At 62.5% G+C, this 17,035-nt stretch carries 11 protein-coding genes; 9 read left to right on the forward strand and 2 right to left on the reverse strand.

The features are described from left to right. Positions 1-23: 23 nt before the first annotated feature. The gene (locus tag LNV09_RS00070; RefSeq protein WP_263555031.1) at positions 24-962 is read right to left on the reverse strand and encodes an ABC transporter permease; all 939 of its coding nucleotides are present in this window, start codon (positions 960-962) and stop codon (positions 24-26) included. Between the two features lie 306 nt (positions 963-1,268). Here LNV09_RS00070 and LNV09_RS00075 point away from each other — a divergent pair, with 306 nt between their 5' ends. From LNV09_RS00075 to LNV09_RS00110, 8 genes are all read left to right on the forward strand, one after another. Continuing rightward, positions 1,269-3,113 carry an ABC transporter substrate-binding protein gene (locus LNV09_RS00075; RefSeq protein WP_263555032.1) on the forward strand — a complete coding sequence of 615 codons (1,845 nt, stop codon included), beginning with the start codon at positions 1,269-1,271 and terminating at the stop codon, positions 3,111-3,113. Positions 3,114-3,273: 160 nt separating this feature from the next. Further along, positions 3,274-5,088, forward strand: a complete 1,815-nt coding sequence (locus tag LNV09_RS00080; protein WP_263555033.1) for an ABC transporter substrate-binding protein — start codon at positions 3,274-3,276, stop codon at positions 5,086-5,088. Between the two features lies 1 nt (position 5,089). Further along, positions 5,090-6,937, forward strand: coding sequence for an ABC transporter substrate-binding protein (locus LNV09_RS00085; RefSeq protein ID WP_263555034.1), 1,848 nt, complete (start codon positions 5,090-5,092; stop codon positions 6,935-6,937). Continuing rightward, positions 6,934-8,781 (forward strand): ABC transporter substrate-binding protein, encoded by a 1,848-nt coding sequence (locus LNV09_RS00090; RefSeq protein ID WP_263555035.1) that lies wholly within the window; start codon positions 6,934-6,936, stop codon positions 8,779-8,781. The genes LNV09_RS00085 and LNV09_RS00090 overlap by 4 nt, the downstream gene beginning before the upstream one ends. Positions 8,782-8,813: 32 nt before the next feature. Continuing rightward, entirely contained in the window at positions 8,814-10,613 is a 1,800-nt protein-coding gene (locus LNV09_RS00095; RefSeq protein ID WP_263555036.1) for an ABC transporter substrate-binding protein, read from the forward strand. Next, the gene (locus LNV09_RS00100) at positions 10,610-12,436 is read left to right on the forward strand and encodes an ABC transporter substrate-binding protein (RefSeq protein WP_263555037.1); all 1,827 of its coding nucleotides are present in this window, start codon (positions 10,610-10,612) and stop codon (positions 12,434-12,436) included. The genes LNV09_RS00095 and LNV09_RS00100 overlap by 4 nt, the downstream gene beginning before the upstream one ends. After that, positions 12,433-14,250, forward strand: coding sequence for an ABC transporter substrate-binding protein (locus LNV09_RS00105; RefSeq protein WP_263555038.1), 1,818 nt, complete (start codon positions 12,433-12,435; stop codon positions 14,248-14,250). The genes LNV09_RS00100 and LNV09_RS00105 overlap by 4 nt, the downstream gene beginning before the upstream one ends. 17 nt (positions 14,251-14,267) lie before the next feature. Beyond that, on the forward strand, positions 14,268-14,804 hold the full coding sequence (locus LNV09_RS00110; RefSeq protein ID WP_263555039.1) for a GNAT family N-acetyltransferase: 537 nt from the start codon (positions 14,268-14,270) through the stop codon (positions 14,802-14,804). 3 nt (positions 14,805-14,807) lie between these two features. Here LNV09_RS00110 and LNV09_RS00115 read toward each other — a convergent pair whose 3' ends face one another. Next, the gene (locus LNV09_RS00115; RefSeq protein ID WP_263555040.1) at positions 14,808-15,362 is read right to left on the reverse strand and encodes a histidine phosphatase family protein; all 555 of its coding nucleotides are present in this window, start codon (positions 15,360-15,362) and stop codon (positions 14,808-14,810) included. A gap of 89 nt (positions 15,363-15,451) precedes the next feature. Here LNV09_RS00115 and LNV09_RS00120 point away from each other — a divergent pair, with 89 nt between their 5' ends. Beyond that, positions 15,452-17,035 carry a wax ester/triacylglycerol synthase family O-acyltransferase gene (locus LNV09_RS00120; RefSeq protein WP_263555041.1) on the forward strand — a complete coding sequence of 528 codons (1,584 nt, stop codon included), beginning with the start codon at positions 15,452-15,454 and terminating at the stop codon, positions 17,033-17,035.

Consider the following 17,035-nt stretch of genomic DNA (forward strand, 5'->3'; position numbering starts at 1 on the left):
TGCAACTGAAAAATTCTGGAGTTTCATTTCAGCACCACCCGCGGATCGACCAGTTTGTACAAGAGGTCGGTAATCAAATTCACCACCATGGTCAGGAAGGCGATGTAGATCGCAAAGGCCTGAATGACCGGGTAGTCACTGCGGTTCACCGCCAACAAGATCTCGCGGCCCAGGCCTGGGATGGAGAAGAAAACTTCCAACAAGAAACTGCCGACAAACACGCCCGGCAAAGCCACCGAGATATTCGTCATGATCGGGATCATCGCGTTGCGCAAGACATGCTTGAGCAGGATGGTCGATTCGGTCATGCCCTTGGCGCGCGCGGTGCGCACATAGTCATGGCCAATCTCATCGAGGAAGAAGGTGCGATACAAGCGCGTGTAAGGCGCTATCGCCACCGCCACGGCCACCATCACCGGCAGCGGGGCGTAGGTGGTCAGATTGGTCCAGACGCTGTCGGTCCAGCCCTGCACCGGGAACCAGCCGAGGCGAAAAGCGAACACATATTGGCCGACGATCACATAAACCAGCAGCGAGATCGACACCGCCACCGTGCTCAGAATCATCACTGTGCGGTCGGTCAGGCTGCCGCGCACCGAAGCCACGGCCAGCGCAAACGGGATCGCCAACACGATCTCGAAAAACAGAATCGGCAGCATCACGGTCAGCGTGGCCGGCAGGCGGCTGCTGAAGAGGCTGGCGACCGACTCATTGGTGGCCCAGCTCTTGCCCCAGTCAAAGGTCACGATCTGCTTGATGAAGATCCACAGCTGCTCCAGCACCGGCTTGTTCAGGCCCAGCTGCTCGCGGATTGCGTCGATCTGTTCGGCACTGGCGTTCAGGCCGCCGAGGATCTCGGCGGGATCACCGCCGAAGAACTTGAAAAGAAAAAACACCAGCAGCACGACACCGAGCAAGGTCGGGATCATTTGCCACAAGCGTCTGAATAGGTAGGCCAGCATCGCTGTTGGTTCTCCAAGAAATAAGACGTCGCAGATTCGACAAAATGCTCCCCCGCAGGCTGATGGCCCCAGGGTTTGCGAAAAGAAAAACTGGCGCGAGTCTAGTCGACTTGGACGTGGCCGCTTACCGGGTTTTGCCCTCGCTCACCCTCAAGTTGCGGGGTCAGTTCGAGTAAATCTGAGGCAAGTTTCGAGAATTCAGGGGGGTTCAACCCCAACTTGCCCCAGGCGATGCCGTTTGCGCATAAGCGCAGACCGGTGCCAGGCACTAGACTGCGCGGCTCCCCAAGTCAGTGACGACAAGAAATGATGCGATCCACCCTGATGCGAGCCGCCGGCCTGGCCGCGCTGCTGGCTCTGAACTGCCTGCCCTCGCTGGCCCAAGAGGCGCCACCAGCCAAGGATGCCCAGCAGCCGCAGCCGAAAGTTCTTCGCTATGCCTTGCGCGCCGCCGAGACCGGATTCGACCCGGCGCAAATTTCCGACAGTTACTCGAAAGCAGTCGCGGCCGGCATTTTTGATGCGCCGCTGGAGTTCGAGTACCACGCCCGCCCGGCCAAGCTACGACCCAGCACCCTGGTCGCCATGCCCGAGGTCTCGGCCGACTTCAAGACCATGACCTTCGAGTTGAAGCCCGGCATCTTCTTCAACGACGACCCGGCCTTCGGCGGCAAAAAGCGCGAGCTGATCGCCGCCGATTACGTCTATTCGATCAAGCGGCACTACGACCCACAGTGGAAGAGCTCCAATCTCTATCTGCTCGAGAACGTCAAGATTTTGGGCCTGTCGGAGTTGCGCAAGGAACTGATGGCAGCCAAGAAGCCGTTTGACTACGACCGCCCGGTCGAAGGCCTCAAAGTGCTCGACCGTTACCGCTTCCAGGTCAAGCTGGGCATCGGCGACCCCCGCTTCATCTACCAGTTTGCCGATGCCGGCTTCCTCGGGGCCGTGGCGCGTGAGGTGGTCGAGATGTACGGCAGCAAGATCATGGAGCACCCGGTGGGCACCAATGCCTGGCGCCTGGGTGAATGGCGGCGCAGCTCGCAAATCGTGCTGGAAAAAAACCCCAATTACCGCGAAGTGCTTTACGCCGAGAGCGCGCCCACCGACAACCCGGCCCTGGCCGCCCAAGTCGCCAAGTTGCAAGGCCGGCGCCTGCCCATGGTGGACCGGGTCGTGATCGCCATCATCGAGGAGCCGCAGCCGCGCTGGCTGTCCTTCCTGAATGGCGAGAAGGACGTGATCGAGGAAGTGCCGGCCGACTTCGCCACCATCGCCATGCCCAACAACAAGCTGGCACCCAATCTGGCCAAGCGCGGCATACAGATGACGCGCTACCCGCGCGCCGATGTGGCCTTCACCTATTTCAATATGGAAGACCCGGTCATCGGCGGCTACACGCCAGAGAAAATCGCGCTGCGCCGCGCGATCTCGCTGGGCTCGGACGTCGACAAGCAGATCCGACTGGCGCGCCGCGGCCAGGCCCTGCCATCGCAGGGCCCCATCTCGCCGGGCACTTTCGGCTTCGACGCCAATTTCAAGTCTGAGATGGGCGAATACAACCTGGCCAAAGCCAAGGCCCTGCTGGACCTGTACGGCTATGTCGACAAAGACGGCGACGGCTGGCGCGATCAACCGGACGGTTCGGCCCTGAAGCTGGAATACGCGACCCAGCCCGACAGCACCAACCGCCAGCTCAATGAGCAATGGCAGCAGACCATGAATGGGCTGAAGATCCGCATCAAGTTCAAAACCGCCAAATGGCCGGAGAACCTCAAGTCGGCCAATGCCGGCAAGCTGCAGATGTGGGGCGTGTCCTGGGTTGCCACCGCGCCCGATGGCGACACCTTTTTGGCGCTCGGCGACGGCGGCGCCAAGGGCAAGGCAAACAAGGCTCGCTTCGATCTGCCCGCCTTCAACGCGCTCTATCAAAAGCAAAAAGCGCTACCCGATGGCCCCGAGCGAGAAGCCGTGATGGCCGAGGCCGCCAAGCTGATGGTGGCCTATATGCCCTACAAGATGGAGGTGCACCGCGTCTTCACCGACATGGCCCATCCCTGGGTGCTCGGCTACAACCGCAATGTTTTTGTGCGTGACTTCTGGAAATACCTGGACATTGACACCGAGGCCTTGAAGCGCGGCGGCTCATGACTTGGGGTTCTACTGCATGGCGGGCAAGCTCGTCAGGCCGTAGACTGCAGGCCTGAGCCGGCTGACCGACAAGAGGACGCTGACGGTTCTTTGGCAACCATTGCGCGCCGGGCCCACAAGGTCGCCGGCGCGTTTGTTTGATAAAGCAAGGAGTTTCATCGTGGCGCGACCCTGGGCGGCAATCCTGCTGTGCGTGGCATTTCCCTGGCTGGCGGCCAGCCACGCGCTGGCCGAGCCTGAGTCCGAGCCCAAGGCGCAGCCCAAAGTGCTTCGCTATGCCTTCCGCATCGCCGAAACCGGCTTCGACCCCGCGCAAATCTCCGACCTTTATTCGCGCATCATTGCCGGCGGCATTTTTGATGCGCCCTTGCAGTTCGAATACCTGGCCCGCCCGGTGCGCCTGCAAGCGGCCACGGCCGAAGCGCTGCCCGAAATCTCGGCCGACTTCAAAACGCTGACATTCCGCATCAAGCCCGGCATTTACTTCAATGACGACCCGGCTTTCGAGGGTAAAAAGCGCGAGCTGACGGCGGGCGACTACGTCTATTCGCTCAAGCGCCATTTCGACCCGCGCTGGAAAAGCCCCAATCTCTATCTGTTCGAAATTGCACGCATCCCCGGCTTGAACGAGTTACGCCGCGAGGCCCTCCAGCACAAGACGCCATTCGATTACAAGCGCCCCGTTGCCGGCTTGACGCTGATCGACCGCTACACCTTCCAGGTCCACACCGAGGCCGGCGACCCGCGCTTCGTCAACCATTTTGCCGACCCTTCCACCATGGGCGCGGTCGCGCATGAGGTGGTGGAGCGCTATAGCGACAAGATCATGGACCACCCGGTCGGCACCGGCGCCTGGGCGCTGAGCGAGTGGCGGCGCAGCTCCCGCATGGTGCTGGAGAAGAACCCCAATTACCGCGATGTGCGCTATGACGAACAGCCGCCCACCGACAACGCGCGACTGCTGGCGCAAGCCGCGCAGCTGAAGGGCCGCAAGCTGCCGATGATTGACCGGGTCGAAATCGCCATCATCGAAGAGAACCAGCCGCGCTGGCTGTCCTTTTTACAGCGCGAGTCCGATATGGTCGAGGAAGTGCCGGCGGAGTACGCGCCCATCGCCTTTCCCAACAACAAATTGGCGCCCAATCTGGCCAAGATGGGTCTGCAAATGGTGCGTTATGCGCGCGCCGATGTGGCGATTTCCTACTTCAATATGGAAGACCCGACGGTCGGCGGCAACACGCCGGCCAAGATTGCGCTGCGTCGCGCAATTGCACTGGCCATCGACGTTGACAAGGAAATTCGCCTGCCCAGGCGCGGCCAGGCGATTGCCGCGCAAGGGCCGATCAGCCCGGGCGTGTTCGGCTTCGACCCCTCCCTCAAGACCAGCATGAGCGAGCATGACATCGCCCGCGCCAAGGCCCTGCTCGATCTGTACGGTTATGTCGATGCCGACGGTGACGGCTGGCGCGATCAACCCGACGGCAGCCCTTTGACGATCGAATACGCGACCGAGCAAGACGGCGAGAAGCGCGGCTTGGCCGAGCTGTGGCAAAAAGCCATGGATGCGATCAATGTGCGCATCAAGTTTCGCCACGCCAAATGGCCGGAAAACCTGAAGGCCGCCACCGCCGGCAAGCTGATGATGTGGGGCGTAGGCTGGAGCGCCGCCTCGCCCGACGGCGACACTTTTTTGGCGCTGGGCTATGGACCCAACAAGGGCCAGGCCAACAAGGCCCGCTTCGATTTGCCGGCCTTCAACGCCTTGTACGAAGAGCAAAAGAAACTGCCCAACGGCCCCGAGCGCTTGAGGCTGATGACCGAAGCGCAAAAGCTGATGGTCGCCTATATGCCCATCAAGCTGCATGTGCACCGCGTCTATACCGACATCTTGCAGCCCTGGGTGATCGGCTATGACCGCAACGCCTTTGTGCGCGATTTCTGGAAATACATTGACATCGACAAGAGCGTGCCCTGAGATGAACTGCCCCACCACCCTGTTCAAGCGCAGCTTGATGCGCTGCGCCCTGGCGCTGCTTGGCTTGGCCCCGCTGCAAGCTGGCGCCGCGCCGCAGCCGCCGGCGGTGCAGGCCGCGCCATCCAATCAGTCCGCGCATGTCTTGCGTTATGCCTTTCCGATCGCCGAGACCGGCTTTGACCCCGCACAAATTGCCGACGAATACTCCAGCATCATCGCGTCCAATATCTTCGAGGCGCCGCTGACCTACGACTATCTGGCGCGCCCAATCCAGCTCAAAGGGCTGACCGCCGAAGGGCCGCTGGAGGCTAACGCCGACTTCACCGTGTTCACGCTGAAAATCAAGCCCGGCATCTACTTTGCTGACGACCCGGCCTTCAAGGGCAAGCCCCGCGAGTTGACGGCGGCTGATTACGTCTACGCCATCAAGCGCAACTTTGATCCACGCTGGAAGAGCCCCAACTTTGCCGCCCTGCAGGGCGAGAAGATGCTGGGCCTGGACCAGCTGCGCGAAGCCGCCACCAAGGGCGGCAAGCCTTTTGACTACGACCGCCCGGTGGAGGGCTTGCAAGCACTCGATCGCTACACGCTGCGCATCAAGCTGGAACAGCCCAATCCACGCTTTGCCCACAATCTGGCCCACCTCTCGGCGGCAGCCGTGGCGCGCGAGGTGGTCGAGCTTTACGGCGACCAGATCATGGCCCATCCGGTCGGCACCGGCCCCTTCAAACTGAGCGACTGGCGCCGTAGCTCGCGCATGGTGCTGGCCAAGAACCCGCAGTTCCGGGAGAGCTATTACGACGAGCACCCCAACGCCGACGACGCCGCCGGCCAAGCCATCGCCCAACAAATGAAGGGCCGCCGCCTGCCGCTGCTGGACCGGGTCGAGGTGTCCATCGTCAGCGAGTCGCAGCCGCTGTGGCTGGCCTTTCTGGGCGATGAGTTCGATCTGATCGCCGTGCCCTACGCCTATGTGGGCCTGGCGGCGCCGGGCGGCAAGCTTGCCCCCCATCTGGCCAAGCGCGGCATGAATCTGCACAAAATGCCCTTGTCCGACCTGGTCTTCACCTACTTCAATATGGCCGACGCTATGGTGGGGGGCTACACGCCAGAGCGCGTGGCGCTGCGCCGCGCCATTGCCCTGGCCTATGACAACGAGGAGGAGATCCGCCAGCTGCGCAAGCGCCTGGCCGTCCCCGCGCAAGGCATTGTGGTGCCCAATACCTTCGGCTACCAGGCCGACTTCAAGACCGAGATGAGCGAGCACAGTCCGGCCAAGGCGCGCGCCTTGCTGGATTTGTACGGCTATGTCGACAAGGACGGCGACGGCTGGCGCGACCAACCCGATGGCAAACCGCTGGTGCTTGAGTTCCATACCCAGCCCGACCATGACTCCCGTCAATACAACGAGTTATGGAAAAAGCATATGGATGCGATCGGCGTGCGCATCGAGTTCAAGGCCGCCAACTGGCCGGAGCAATTGAAGATGGCGCGCGCCGGCAAGCTGATGATGTGGATGTTGAGCCAGACGGCGACCAAGCCGGACGCCCAGGATCTGCTGGCCATGGGCTATGGGCCGTCGATCGGCGAAGACAATCTGGTGCGCTTCGAGTTACCTGAGTACGACCGCTTGTTCGAGCAAATCAAGGCCTTACCCGATGGCCCCGAGCGGCAGGCTTTGATCCAGCGGGCGCTGCGTCTGCTGACCGTCTATATGCCGATGAAGGCCCATGTCCACCGCATCAGCCTGCGCCTGACCCAGCCTTGGGTACAGGGCTATCAACCCCATCCTTTCCTGCTCGGCTTCTGGCGTTTTGTCGACAGCACACCGCCGGCCAAACAACCATGAACAAACTTCAACTATTGCGGCGCCGAGGGCTCACGGCGCTGATTTCGCTGCTCGGCCTGAGCGCAGGCCTGTGCTTCGCCAACCCGGCCCAACCTAGCGCAAGCACAAGCGACAGCGGGCCCAAAGTGCTGCGCTATGCCTTCCGGGTGTCCGAGACCGGCTTTGACCCTGCCAAGGTCACCGACATCTATTCGCGCATCGTCACCTCGCATATCTTCGAAGGCCTCTACACCTATGACCATCTGGCCCGGCCAGCCAAGCTCAAGCCCTTGACGGCGGCCGCCTTGCCCGAGGTCAGCGCCGACTTCAAGACCTGGACGATTCGCATCCAGCCCGGCATCTACTTTGCGGACGACCCGGCCTTCAAGGGTAAAAAGCGCGAGCTGACCGCCGCCGACTATGTCTATTCCTTCAAGCGTTTTGCCGACCCTTTTACCAACAGCCCGACCTGGGACGGCCTGGAAGAGAACCATCTCTTGGGCTTGAACGAATACCGCGCACAAGTACAAAAGAGCAAGCAGCCCTTTGATTACGACAAACCTATCGAAGGCTTGCGCGCGCTTGATCGCTACACCCTTCAAATCAAGCTGGGCAAATCCCGGCCGCGCTTTGACCAGAACTTGGCCGACGGGAGCCTGCTTGGCGCGGTGGCGCGCGAGGTGATCGAAGCCTACCCGGAGCACAGCAGCGAGCATCCGGTCGGCACCGGACCCTTCCAGCTGGCCTCTTGGCGGCGCAGCTCGCAGATCAATCTGGACAAAAATCCCGGCTACCGGGAGCGCTACTACGATGCCGAACCGAACGCCGACGACGCCGAGGGTCAGGCTTTGCTAGCGCGCTTCAAGGGCCGACGCATCCCGATGATCGACCGGGTGGAGGTCGCCATCATTGAAGAAAATCAGCCGCGCTGGCTGTCCTTTTTAGACGGACAGTTCGATCTGCTGGACCGCACGCCCGAGGACTTCATCAACCAAGCGATGCCGGGTGGCAATTTGGCGCCGAATCTGGTCAAGAAAGGCATACAGAGTTTTCGCGTCGTGACGCCGGACGTGTTGTTCACCGTTTTCAATCTGGAAGACCCGGTCGTCGGCGGCTATAGCCCAGAGCGCGTGGCGCTGCGCCGGGCCATCTCGCTGGGCACCGACTCAGAGCGCGAAATTCGCATCGTGCGGCGCGGCCAAGCGATCAGCGCGCAGTCCATCATGCTGCCGCACACGACAGGGTATGACGCCAGCTTCAAGAGCGAGAGCGGCGAGTACGACCCGGCCAAGGCCAAGGCCTTGCTGGACCTGTATGGCTTTATTGACCGCGACGGCGACGGCTTTCGCGAGCAGCCCGACGGCAGCCCGCTGGTGCTGGAAAGCCTGACCACGCCCGAGCAGTTCCAGCGCCAGATTGACCAGATCTGGCAAAAATCACAGGCCGCCATCGGCATCAAGGTGCAGTTCAAGACCGCCAAATGGCCGGAGAACCTCAAGGCCATGCGCGCCGGCAAGTTCCAGATCTGGTCGCTGGCCAGTTCGGCCGCCGCGCCGGACGGGCAAGATGCGCTGGGCTTTTTCTTCAGCGAGCGCATTGGCGGGCAAAATTACGCGCGCATCAATTTGAAGTCGCTCGATGAGCTGTACAACCAAACCAACGCCTTGCCCGACGGGCCCGAACGACTGGCCCTGTTCACCGAGTTGAAGCGCCTGGGCGCAGCTTATGCGCCCTACCGCCCACGCGGCCACCGCATCATCACCGACCTGGCGCACGCGCAGCTGCTCGGTTATCGGCGGCCACAGTTTTGGTTGAATTTTTGGGAATATGTGGACGTCGATGAGCGTCTGCGCCGGGTCAAATAACGAGCAAGCACGTGAATTTAAGAACTTTTTTGTTGAGCGCAACATTTGCATCACTGGCTGCGATCTTGATACCGGCGCGGGCCGAGACCGATGTAACGCCACCGCCCGCCAAGGTTTTGCGTTATGCCTTCCAGATTGCCGAGACCAGCTTTGATCCCTCTCAGCTCAGCGATATTTATTCGCGCATCGTCACCGCCGGCATATTTGAAGCGCTCTATCGCTACGACCATCTGGCACGGCCGGTGCAAATCAAGCCTTTGGTGGCAGCTGCCATGCCGGAGATGTCGGAAGACTTCCGCAGCTTCACCATCAAGATCCAGCCCGGCATCTACTTCGCCGCCGACGCCGCCTTCAAGGGTAAAAAGCGCGAGCTGACCGCGCAGGACTTTGTCTACAGCTTCAAACGTTTTGCGGACCCGGCCTTGAAGAGCCCGGGCTGGAGTTCGCTGGAAGAGGCCGATCTGGTCGGGATGGCGGCCCTGCGCAAACAGGCCCTCGACGGTAAGAAGTCCTTCGATTACGACAAGGACATCGAAGGCCTGCGGGCACTGGATCGCTACACCCTCCAATTCAAAACGGTCAAACCACGCCCTCGCTTGATCGAGACCATCCTGACAGGCAGCGACCTTTATGGCGCGCTGGCCCGCGAGGTGGTCGAGCACTACGGCGACAAGATCGGCGAGCACCCGGTCGGCACCGGGCCGTTCAAACTGGGCGAATGGCGGCGCAGCTCACGCATCGTGCTGGAGAGAAACCCCGACTACCGCGAGCGCTTCTACGACGCCGAGGCCGCGCCGGGCGATGCCGAAGGCTTGGCGATGCAAGAGCAATTCAAGGGCCGGCGCATTCCGATGCTGGACCGGGTAGAGATCGCCATCATCGAAGAGGTGCAGCCGCGCTGGCTGTCCTTCTTGAATGGCGAACAAGACTTTCTGGAACGCGTGCCGGCCGAGTTCATCAGCCAAGCCATGCCCAAGGGCAAGGTCGCGCCGAATTTGGCCAAGAAGGGCGTGCAGGGCTTTCGCATTGTGGGGCCAGATGTGGGCCTGACGACCTTCAATATGGATGACCCGATCGTGGGCGGCATGGCGCCGGAAAAGATTGCGCTACGCCGCGCCATCAGCTTGGCGATTGATGTGCCGCGCGAGATCAATCTGGTGCGGCGCGGCCAGGCGGTGCAAGCACAGTCGCCGATGGTGCCGCACACGACCGGCTACTCCGTCGACTACAAATCCGAAACCGGCGACTATGACCCGGCCCGGGCCAAGGCCTTGCTCGATCTGTACGGCTATGTGGACGCCGACGGCGATGGCTGGCGGGACTTGCCCGATGGCAAACCGTTGCTGCTGATTCGCAACACCCAGCCCGACAATGCCTCACGCCAGCTCGACGAGCTGTGGCAGAAGAACCTCAGCGCCATCGGCATCAAAACCCAGTTCAAGACGGCCAAATGGCCCGAGAACCTCAAAAGCGCGCGCGGTGGAAAATTCATGATTTGGGGCGTGGCGTCCTCCGCCTCCCAGCCCGATGGGCAGAGCGCTTTGCAGCGCCTGTATGGGCCGGCCTCGGGCGGGCAGAACTTGGCGCGCTTCAAGCTGGCCGAGTTCGACAAGCTCTACGATCAAATGGCCGCCATGCCCGACGGCCCCGAGCGCGAGGCGCTGCTGTTGCAGGCCAAGCGCATGGCCACCGCCTATATGCCCTACAAGCAACACACCCACCGCATCTTGACCGATATGGCGCAAGCCTCGGTGCAGGGCTACCGCAGGCCCTTGTTCTGGCAGGACTGGTGGCAGTATGTGGACATTGACGAAAGTAGAAAGCCGAAGTGAAGATTGAACGAAGTTTGATGCGCGCTGCGCTACTTGTATTGCTGAGCCTGCAGGCAGCGCTGGCCCCGGCTGCCGAAACCCTGGCAGCAAGCCCAGCGCCCAAGGTCCTGAAATACGCCTTCTTGATCGCCGAGACCGGCTTCGACCCGGCGCAGACCAGCGACACCTATTCGCAGACCGTCACCTCGCATATCTTCGAGGCACTCTATGCCTATGACTATCTGGCCGACCCGGCCAAGGTGCGGCCGCTGACGGCGGCCGCGATGCCGGAGGTCTCGCCCGACTTCAAGACCTGGACGGTCAGCATCAAGCCGGGCATCTTCTTCACGGATGACCCCGCCTTCAAAGGCAAGCCACGCGAGCTGGTGGCGGCCGACTATGTCTACACCTTCAAGCGCTTTGCCGACCCGGCGACCAAGAGTCCGACCTGGAACGCCATCGAAGAGATGGGGTTTGTGGGCTTGAAGGAGCTGCGCGAACAAGCGCTCAAGTCGAAAAAACCGTTTGATTACGAATACGAGATCGAGGGGCTGCGCGCGCTCGACCGCTACACGATTCAGTTCAAACTCAAGCATGGCCGGCCGCGCTTCGCCTACGGCCTGGCGCAAAGTGCGCGCTCCGGCGCGGTGGCACGCGAAGTGGTCGAAGCCTATGGCTCAGACATCAGCGCACACCCGGTCGGCACCGGCCCTTTTGTACTGAAGGATTGGCGACGCAGCTCGCGCATCGTGCTGGAAAAGAACCCCGCTTACCGGGAGCGTTATTACGAGGCCGAGCCGGCCGCAGACGATGCCGAGGGTCAGGCCTTGCTGGCGCGCTTCAAGGGCCGGCGTATCCCGATGATTGACCGGGTCGAGATCGCCATCATCGAGGAGTCGCAGCCGCGCTGGCTGAGCTTTGTCGGCGGCGAGCATGACTTTCTTGACCGCGTGCCGCCCGACTTCGTCAATATCGCTCTGCCCAAGGGCAAGGTCGCTCCCAATCTGGCCAAGCAGGGAATCCAGCTGTTCCGGGTGATGGGCGCCGAGAGCGCTTTTACCTTCTTCAATATGGAAGACAAGACGCTCGGCGGCTACAGCGCCGACAAGGTCGCGCTGCGCCGCGCGATCTCGCTGGCCATCGACATCAAGCGCGAAATAAATGGCGTGCGGCGCGGCCAGGCGGTGCCGGCGCAGTCGATGATAGTGCCGCATACCTCGGGCTTCGATACAAGCTTCAAGAGCACGAACAGCGACTTCGATGTGCCGCGCGCGCTGGCCTTGCTCGATCTGTATGGCTATGTCGACAAAGACGGCGACGGCTGGCGTGATATGCCGGACGGCTCGCCCTTGGTGATCGAGGTGGCGACCCAGCCGGACGCGCTGTCCCGTCAATATGACGAGTTATGGAAGCGCAACTTCAACAATGTGCAGATACGCAGCAACTTCTTCCATGGCAAATGGCCGGAGCAATTGAAGCAGGCGCGCGCCGGCAAGCTGATGCTGTGGACGCTGGCCGACACCGCCAACTCGCCCGACGGCATCGACCAGATGCTGCGCTTTTACAGCCCGGCGATTGGCGCACGCAATTACGCCCGCTTCAGGTCGGCCGAGTTCGACGCAATCTACGACAAACTGCAAGTCTTGCCCGACGGACCCGAGCGCGAGGCGCTGTTCCTGCAGGCCAAGCGCATCCAGGCCGCAATCGTGCCGGAGAAGACCAATGTGCACCGCATCGTCAACGACATGGCCCAGCCTTGGTTGATCGGCTACCGGCGGCCGCTGTTTCGCTACGAGTTCTGGCATTTTGTCGACATTGACGAGAACCTGAGGAAGCCACGGTGAGAGCCGCTCGGCGTCGCAGTTTTCTGACCCAGAGCGCCGCGCTGGCGAGCACGTACTGGCTGCATTCACCAGTGGCTGCCGCAGACAGCGGCAAGAAGGAGAAGAAGAAAGTCCTGCGCACCGCCTTCAACTCGGCCGAGGTCGGGTTCGATTTGCCGCAGGTATCGGACCAGACTTCGGTCACGGTAGCCTCGCATATCTTTGAGCCCCCGCTGACCTATGACTATCTGGCCCGCCCGGCGGTCTTGAAGCCGCTGACGGCGGCCAGCCTGCCCGAGGTGTCGGACGACCACAAGCATTTCATCTTCACGATCCGGCCCGGCATCTTCTTCAGCGATGACCCCGCCTTCAAAGGCAAGCAGCGCGAGCTGGTGGCCGAGGACTATGTCTTCAGCATCAAACGCTTTTACGATCCGCGCATCAAGACCGAACATCTCTACCAGTTCGAAACGGCCAAGGTCCTGGGCCTGTCGGAGCTGCGCAATGAGGCACTGAAGAGCAAAAAGGCCTTCAACTACGACAAGCCGGTGGCGGGCTTGCGCGCGCTCGACCGCTATCGCTTCGAGGTCCGGCTGGGCGCGCCCGACCCCCGATTTGCGCATTTGTTTGCCAACAGCAGCTACACCTCGGCGGTCGCCCGCGAGGTGCTTGAGGCCTATGGCGACGAAATTGCGGCGCACCCGGTCGGCACCGGGCCGTTTCGGCTGAAGAGCTGGCGGCGCAGCTCGCTGATCGTGCTGGAGCGCAACCCGCACTTTCGCGAGCAGCTTTTTGAAAGCGTCGGCCCGCCGGCCGGGCATGCGCAGGCCGAAGACGTAGGACGTTACCTAGCTGGTAAGAAGCTGCCGCTGTTGGATGAGGTTCACATCAGCATCATCACCGAAAGCCAACCGCGCTGGCTGGCCTTTGCAGGTGGTGACCTTGATCTGGTGGAGATGCCCGTCACCGTAGCGCACTTGGCCGTGCCCAAGGGTCAACTGGCGCCAAATCTGAAGAAACTGGGCGTGCAGGCCTTCGAGTCGCATGGCGCCGACATTTCCTTCAGCTACTTCAATCTGGAGGATCCTCAGATTGGCGGCTACACGCCCGAGCGCGTGGCGCTGCGCCGTGCCATCGTGCTGGCCTATGACAACGCCGAGGAAACTCGGCTGGTTTTGCACGGTCAGGCCTTGCCTGCCCAATCGATGCTGCCCTCACTGATCTATGGCCATCAGCCCGAGCTGCGCAGCGAAGCCGGCATCAGCGACCCGCTGCGTGCGCAGGCGCTGCTGGACCTGTATGGCTATGACAAACGCGACGCCGAAGGCTACCGTTTGCACCCCGACGGCAGCCCCCTGACCTTGCGCCGCGCCGGCCGGGAGGGCGCGGCCGATCGGGCTTCGCATGAGCTCTGGAAGAAGCGCATGGACGCGGTTGGCTTGCGCATGCAATTCGAGACCGCCACCTTCGGCGAGCTGATCAAAAAGTCCTTGGCCGGTCAGCTGATGATCTGGGGCTATGTGTGGGACCTGAGTGCGCCGGATGGCGACTTTTTGCTCGGGATGGGCTATGGGCCGAATGCCGGCCAGTCCAACGATGCGCGCTTTCAGTTGTCCGCCTACGATCGCCTGTACGAGCGCCAGCGCCTGTTGCCCGATGGGCCTGAGCGGCTCGCTGTAATGCACCAGGCCACGCGGCTGATGCTGGCCTATCTGCCTTATCACCCGCACAACTATCCCATCCGCGTCGATATGTGCAGCGCCCAGGTGCGCGGCTATCTGCGGCATCCGTTCACGCGGGATCGTTGGCGTTTCGTCGATATTATCGAGACATAACTTTTAAAGCATACGTCATGAATGTCGCCACCAAGCCCCGCCGAATCAGCCTGCGCCCTGTCACCGAGGCCGATCTTCCGCTGCTGTGCCAGCGCGCTGCGGCCATGGAGCTGCGCGGCGAATTCGAGTCAAGCCGTATGGGCAGTCCTCGGTCAATTCAGAAACGTTTTGCCGAGGACGGCTATTCCAGCGATGACTCAGAAAAACTGCTGGTTTGCGCCGAAGGCGGTGAGGTGATCGGGGACGTGTCGCATTTCGTCGCGCATCGCTACGCCACGGCGCGTGAGCTGGGTTGGGCCATTCACGACCCCGCGCTGCGCGGTCAGGGCTACGGCAGCGCAGCCGCCAAGGCGCTGGTCGACTATCTGTTTGATAACTTCGCCATCAACCGGCTATGTTGCGGGCTCGTGCCTGGCAATCTGGCGTCGCGCCGGGTCGCCGAGAAAGCGGGCCTGCGTTTCGAGGGCTGCCTGCGAGGCGTGGTCTTTGTACGCGGCGAATATCTGGACAGCGAAGTGTTCGGCTTGGTGCGGGCGGACTGGCAGCGCGACTAATCGCTATTGGCAGGGCGCTGCGGCCCCGGCGGGAGCTTCATCTGGCAGGCCATACCGCAGGCGCAACAAGTGTGGCGCCAGCTCGGCCTGCGGCGTCAGCACCCACAAATGGCTGAAGCTGCTTTCGCAAAAGTCCGGCAGGCGCGGCGCACCCAAGGCGGCGGCAATCGCCGGCACGGTATTGCTGTGGCCCACCACCAAGACCACGCCCCGCTGCGAGCGTATGGCCGCAGCCACCGCCGCGACATGGCTGGCCGTATCGCCGCCGCGCGCAGCGATCACTTGCGGCGAGAGCTTGAGCTGCTGGGCCAGAGCGGCGGCAGTTTCGGCGCTGCGCCTGAACTCAGTGGTGATGATGGCCGTCACCCCGGCATCGCGCAGCGCCTCGACCAAGGCTTGCGCGCGCAACTGGCCGGCGGCAGTGAGGGCCGGGTCGCCGGGCGGCTCTGCAGCTCGCTCGGCATGGCGGATCAGCAGCACTTGGGTGGGCTGGCCCCAAGCCGGTGGGGCCAGCAGAGCCAACAGGCAAAGGACGGTCAGCAGGGTATATCTCAACATCATCGAGGCGCTCCAGAGCTAGCACGCGAGTATGCTTTCAATCCTGCGGCCTGAAGCTCGCCCCCTGTCTGCCTGCAAGGACAAAACCGATGAAACAACTCGCCGGCCTCGACGCCGCCTTCTTGCATCTGGAAACCGCCGAAATGCCCATGCATGTCGGCGCATTGCATGTGCTGGAGCTACCGTCTGATTACGACGGCGACTACCTGCTCGACCTGCGCGCACACATGGCCAGCCGTTTGCCGCTGGCGCCGGTCTTGCGCCGGCGCTTGGAAAGCATGCCGCTGAATCTGGCCAACCCGACTTGGGTGGACTGCGAGCCGGATCTGGAAGCCCACATCGTCGGCTACGAGATGCCGCCCGGCAGCGGCCTGGCCGCACTGGAGAGCCAAGTCGGTCTGCTGCATCCGCAGCTGCTGGACCGTCGCCTGCCGCTGTGGAAGTTCCATGTCTTCCTCGGCCTTGAGCGCGGACCGGAAGGGCAGCAGCAAGTGGGCCTGTACTCGCAGCTGCATCACGCAGCGGTGGATGGGCAAGCGGCGGTCGCGCTGGCTGCGGTGATTCTGGATCTGAGTGCGCACCCGCAGGACCGTAAGCTGCCCGCAGCGCGCACGCGGCGGGTACAACTCGGCGCGGCCGGTATGTTGCGCGGGGCGATTGCCCATCAGTGGCAACAGACCGTCAAGTTGGCCAAGGCCTTGCCGGGTGCGGCCGGCACGCTCAGCCTGATGGCGGCGCGCACGGCGCTCGATGCGGCCGGCAGCAGCTTGTACAACTGGCTCAGCACCGAGCCCGACAAGGCGGCTGGCGAGCGGGTCAGCAATCTGGGCCTGGCACCGCGCACGCGCCTGAACACCAGCTTGTCGACCGAGCGCAGCTTTTCCACCGTCAGCCTGCCGCTGGTGGCGCTGACCCGAACGCGCCGTCTGCACGGTGCCAGCCTCAATGACGCGGTGCTGTTCATCTGTGGCGGCGCCTTGCGGCGGCTGTTTGCCAAGCAGGGGCCGCTGCCGCGCAAGTCCTTGGTGGCGGCGGTGCCGGTGTCGATGCGGGCCGGCGGTGACGTGACCGCCAATACACAGGCAACCATGAGCCTGGTCAGCCTGGGCACCCATCTGGCCGACCCGGCCAAGCGCCTCGCCCATGTGCTGGCCGCCTCGGCCGCGATGAAGAGCGAGCTGGATCAGGTCAAGGACTTGATGCCCAGCGACTACCCCTCGCTGGGCGTGCCCTGGTTGATGCAGGCCGGCGCGCTGCTCTATGGGCGCTTGCGAGCCGCCGACAAGCTGCCGGTGCTGGCCAATCTGGTGATCTCCAATGTGCCCGGGCCGACCGTGCCGCTCTACCTGGCCGGCGCGCGCATGTTGACCAACTACCCGACTTCCATTGTCGTGCACGGCATGGCGCTGAACATCACCGTGCAGAGCTATGACGCCAGCCTGGACTTCGGCCTGATGGCCTGCGGCCAGGCGCTGCCCGAGACCGCCGCACTGGCCGCCTATATCGAGACCGCTTTCATGGAGTTTTTAGCGCTGCCGGCGGCGGAAGAGCTGGCAGAGAAAGCCACCAAGCGCATTGCCAGGCCAAAGGGCGCAACAAAAACTTCGGCAAAGTCGGCAGCGACATCGACGGTAAAGACTGCCGCTCGCAAGCGCACCGCGGCCAAGCGTTAA

Origin of the sequence: Paucibacter sp. B2R-40 (assembly GCF_025717555.1) — a bacterium.
In the GTDB taxonomy this organism is placed as follows: domain Bacteria; phylum Pseudomonadota; class Gammaproteobacteria; order Burkholderiales; family Burkholderiaceae_C; genus Paucibacter_A.

Excerpts from the sequence above, each read along its gene's own strand:
- LNV09_RS00070 (WP_263555031.1), bottom strand. The coding sequence starts at position 962 with ATGCTGGCCTACCTATTCAGACGCTTGTGGCAAATGATCCCGACCTTG.
- LNV09_RS00115 (WP_263555040.1), bottom strand. The coding sequence starts at position 15,362 with ATGTTGAGATATACCCTGCTGACCGTCCTTTGCCTGTTGGCTCTGCTG.
- LNV09_RS00120 (WP_263555041.1), top strand. The coding sequence starts at position 15,452 with ATGAAACAACTCGCCGGCCTCGACGCCGCCTTCTTGCATCTGGAAACC.
- LNV09_RS00085 (WP_263555034.1), top strand. The coding sequence starts at position 5,090 with ATGAACTGCCCCACCACCCTGTTCAAGCGCAGCTTGATGCGCTGCGCC.
- LNV09_RS00110 (WP_263555039.1), top strand. The coding sequence starts at position 14,268 with ATGAATGTCGCCACCAAGCCCCGCCGAATCAGCCTGCGCCCTGTCACC.
- LNV09_RS00075 (WP_263555032.1), top strand. The coding sequence starts at position 1,269 with ATGATGCGATCCACCCTGATGCGAGCCGCCGGCCTGGCCGCGCTGCTG.
- LNV09_RS00090 (WP_263555035.1), top strand. The coding sequence starts at position 6,934 with ATGAACAAACTTCAACTATTGCGGCGCCGAGGGCTCACGGCGCTGATT.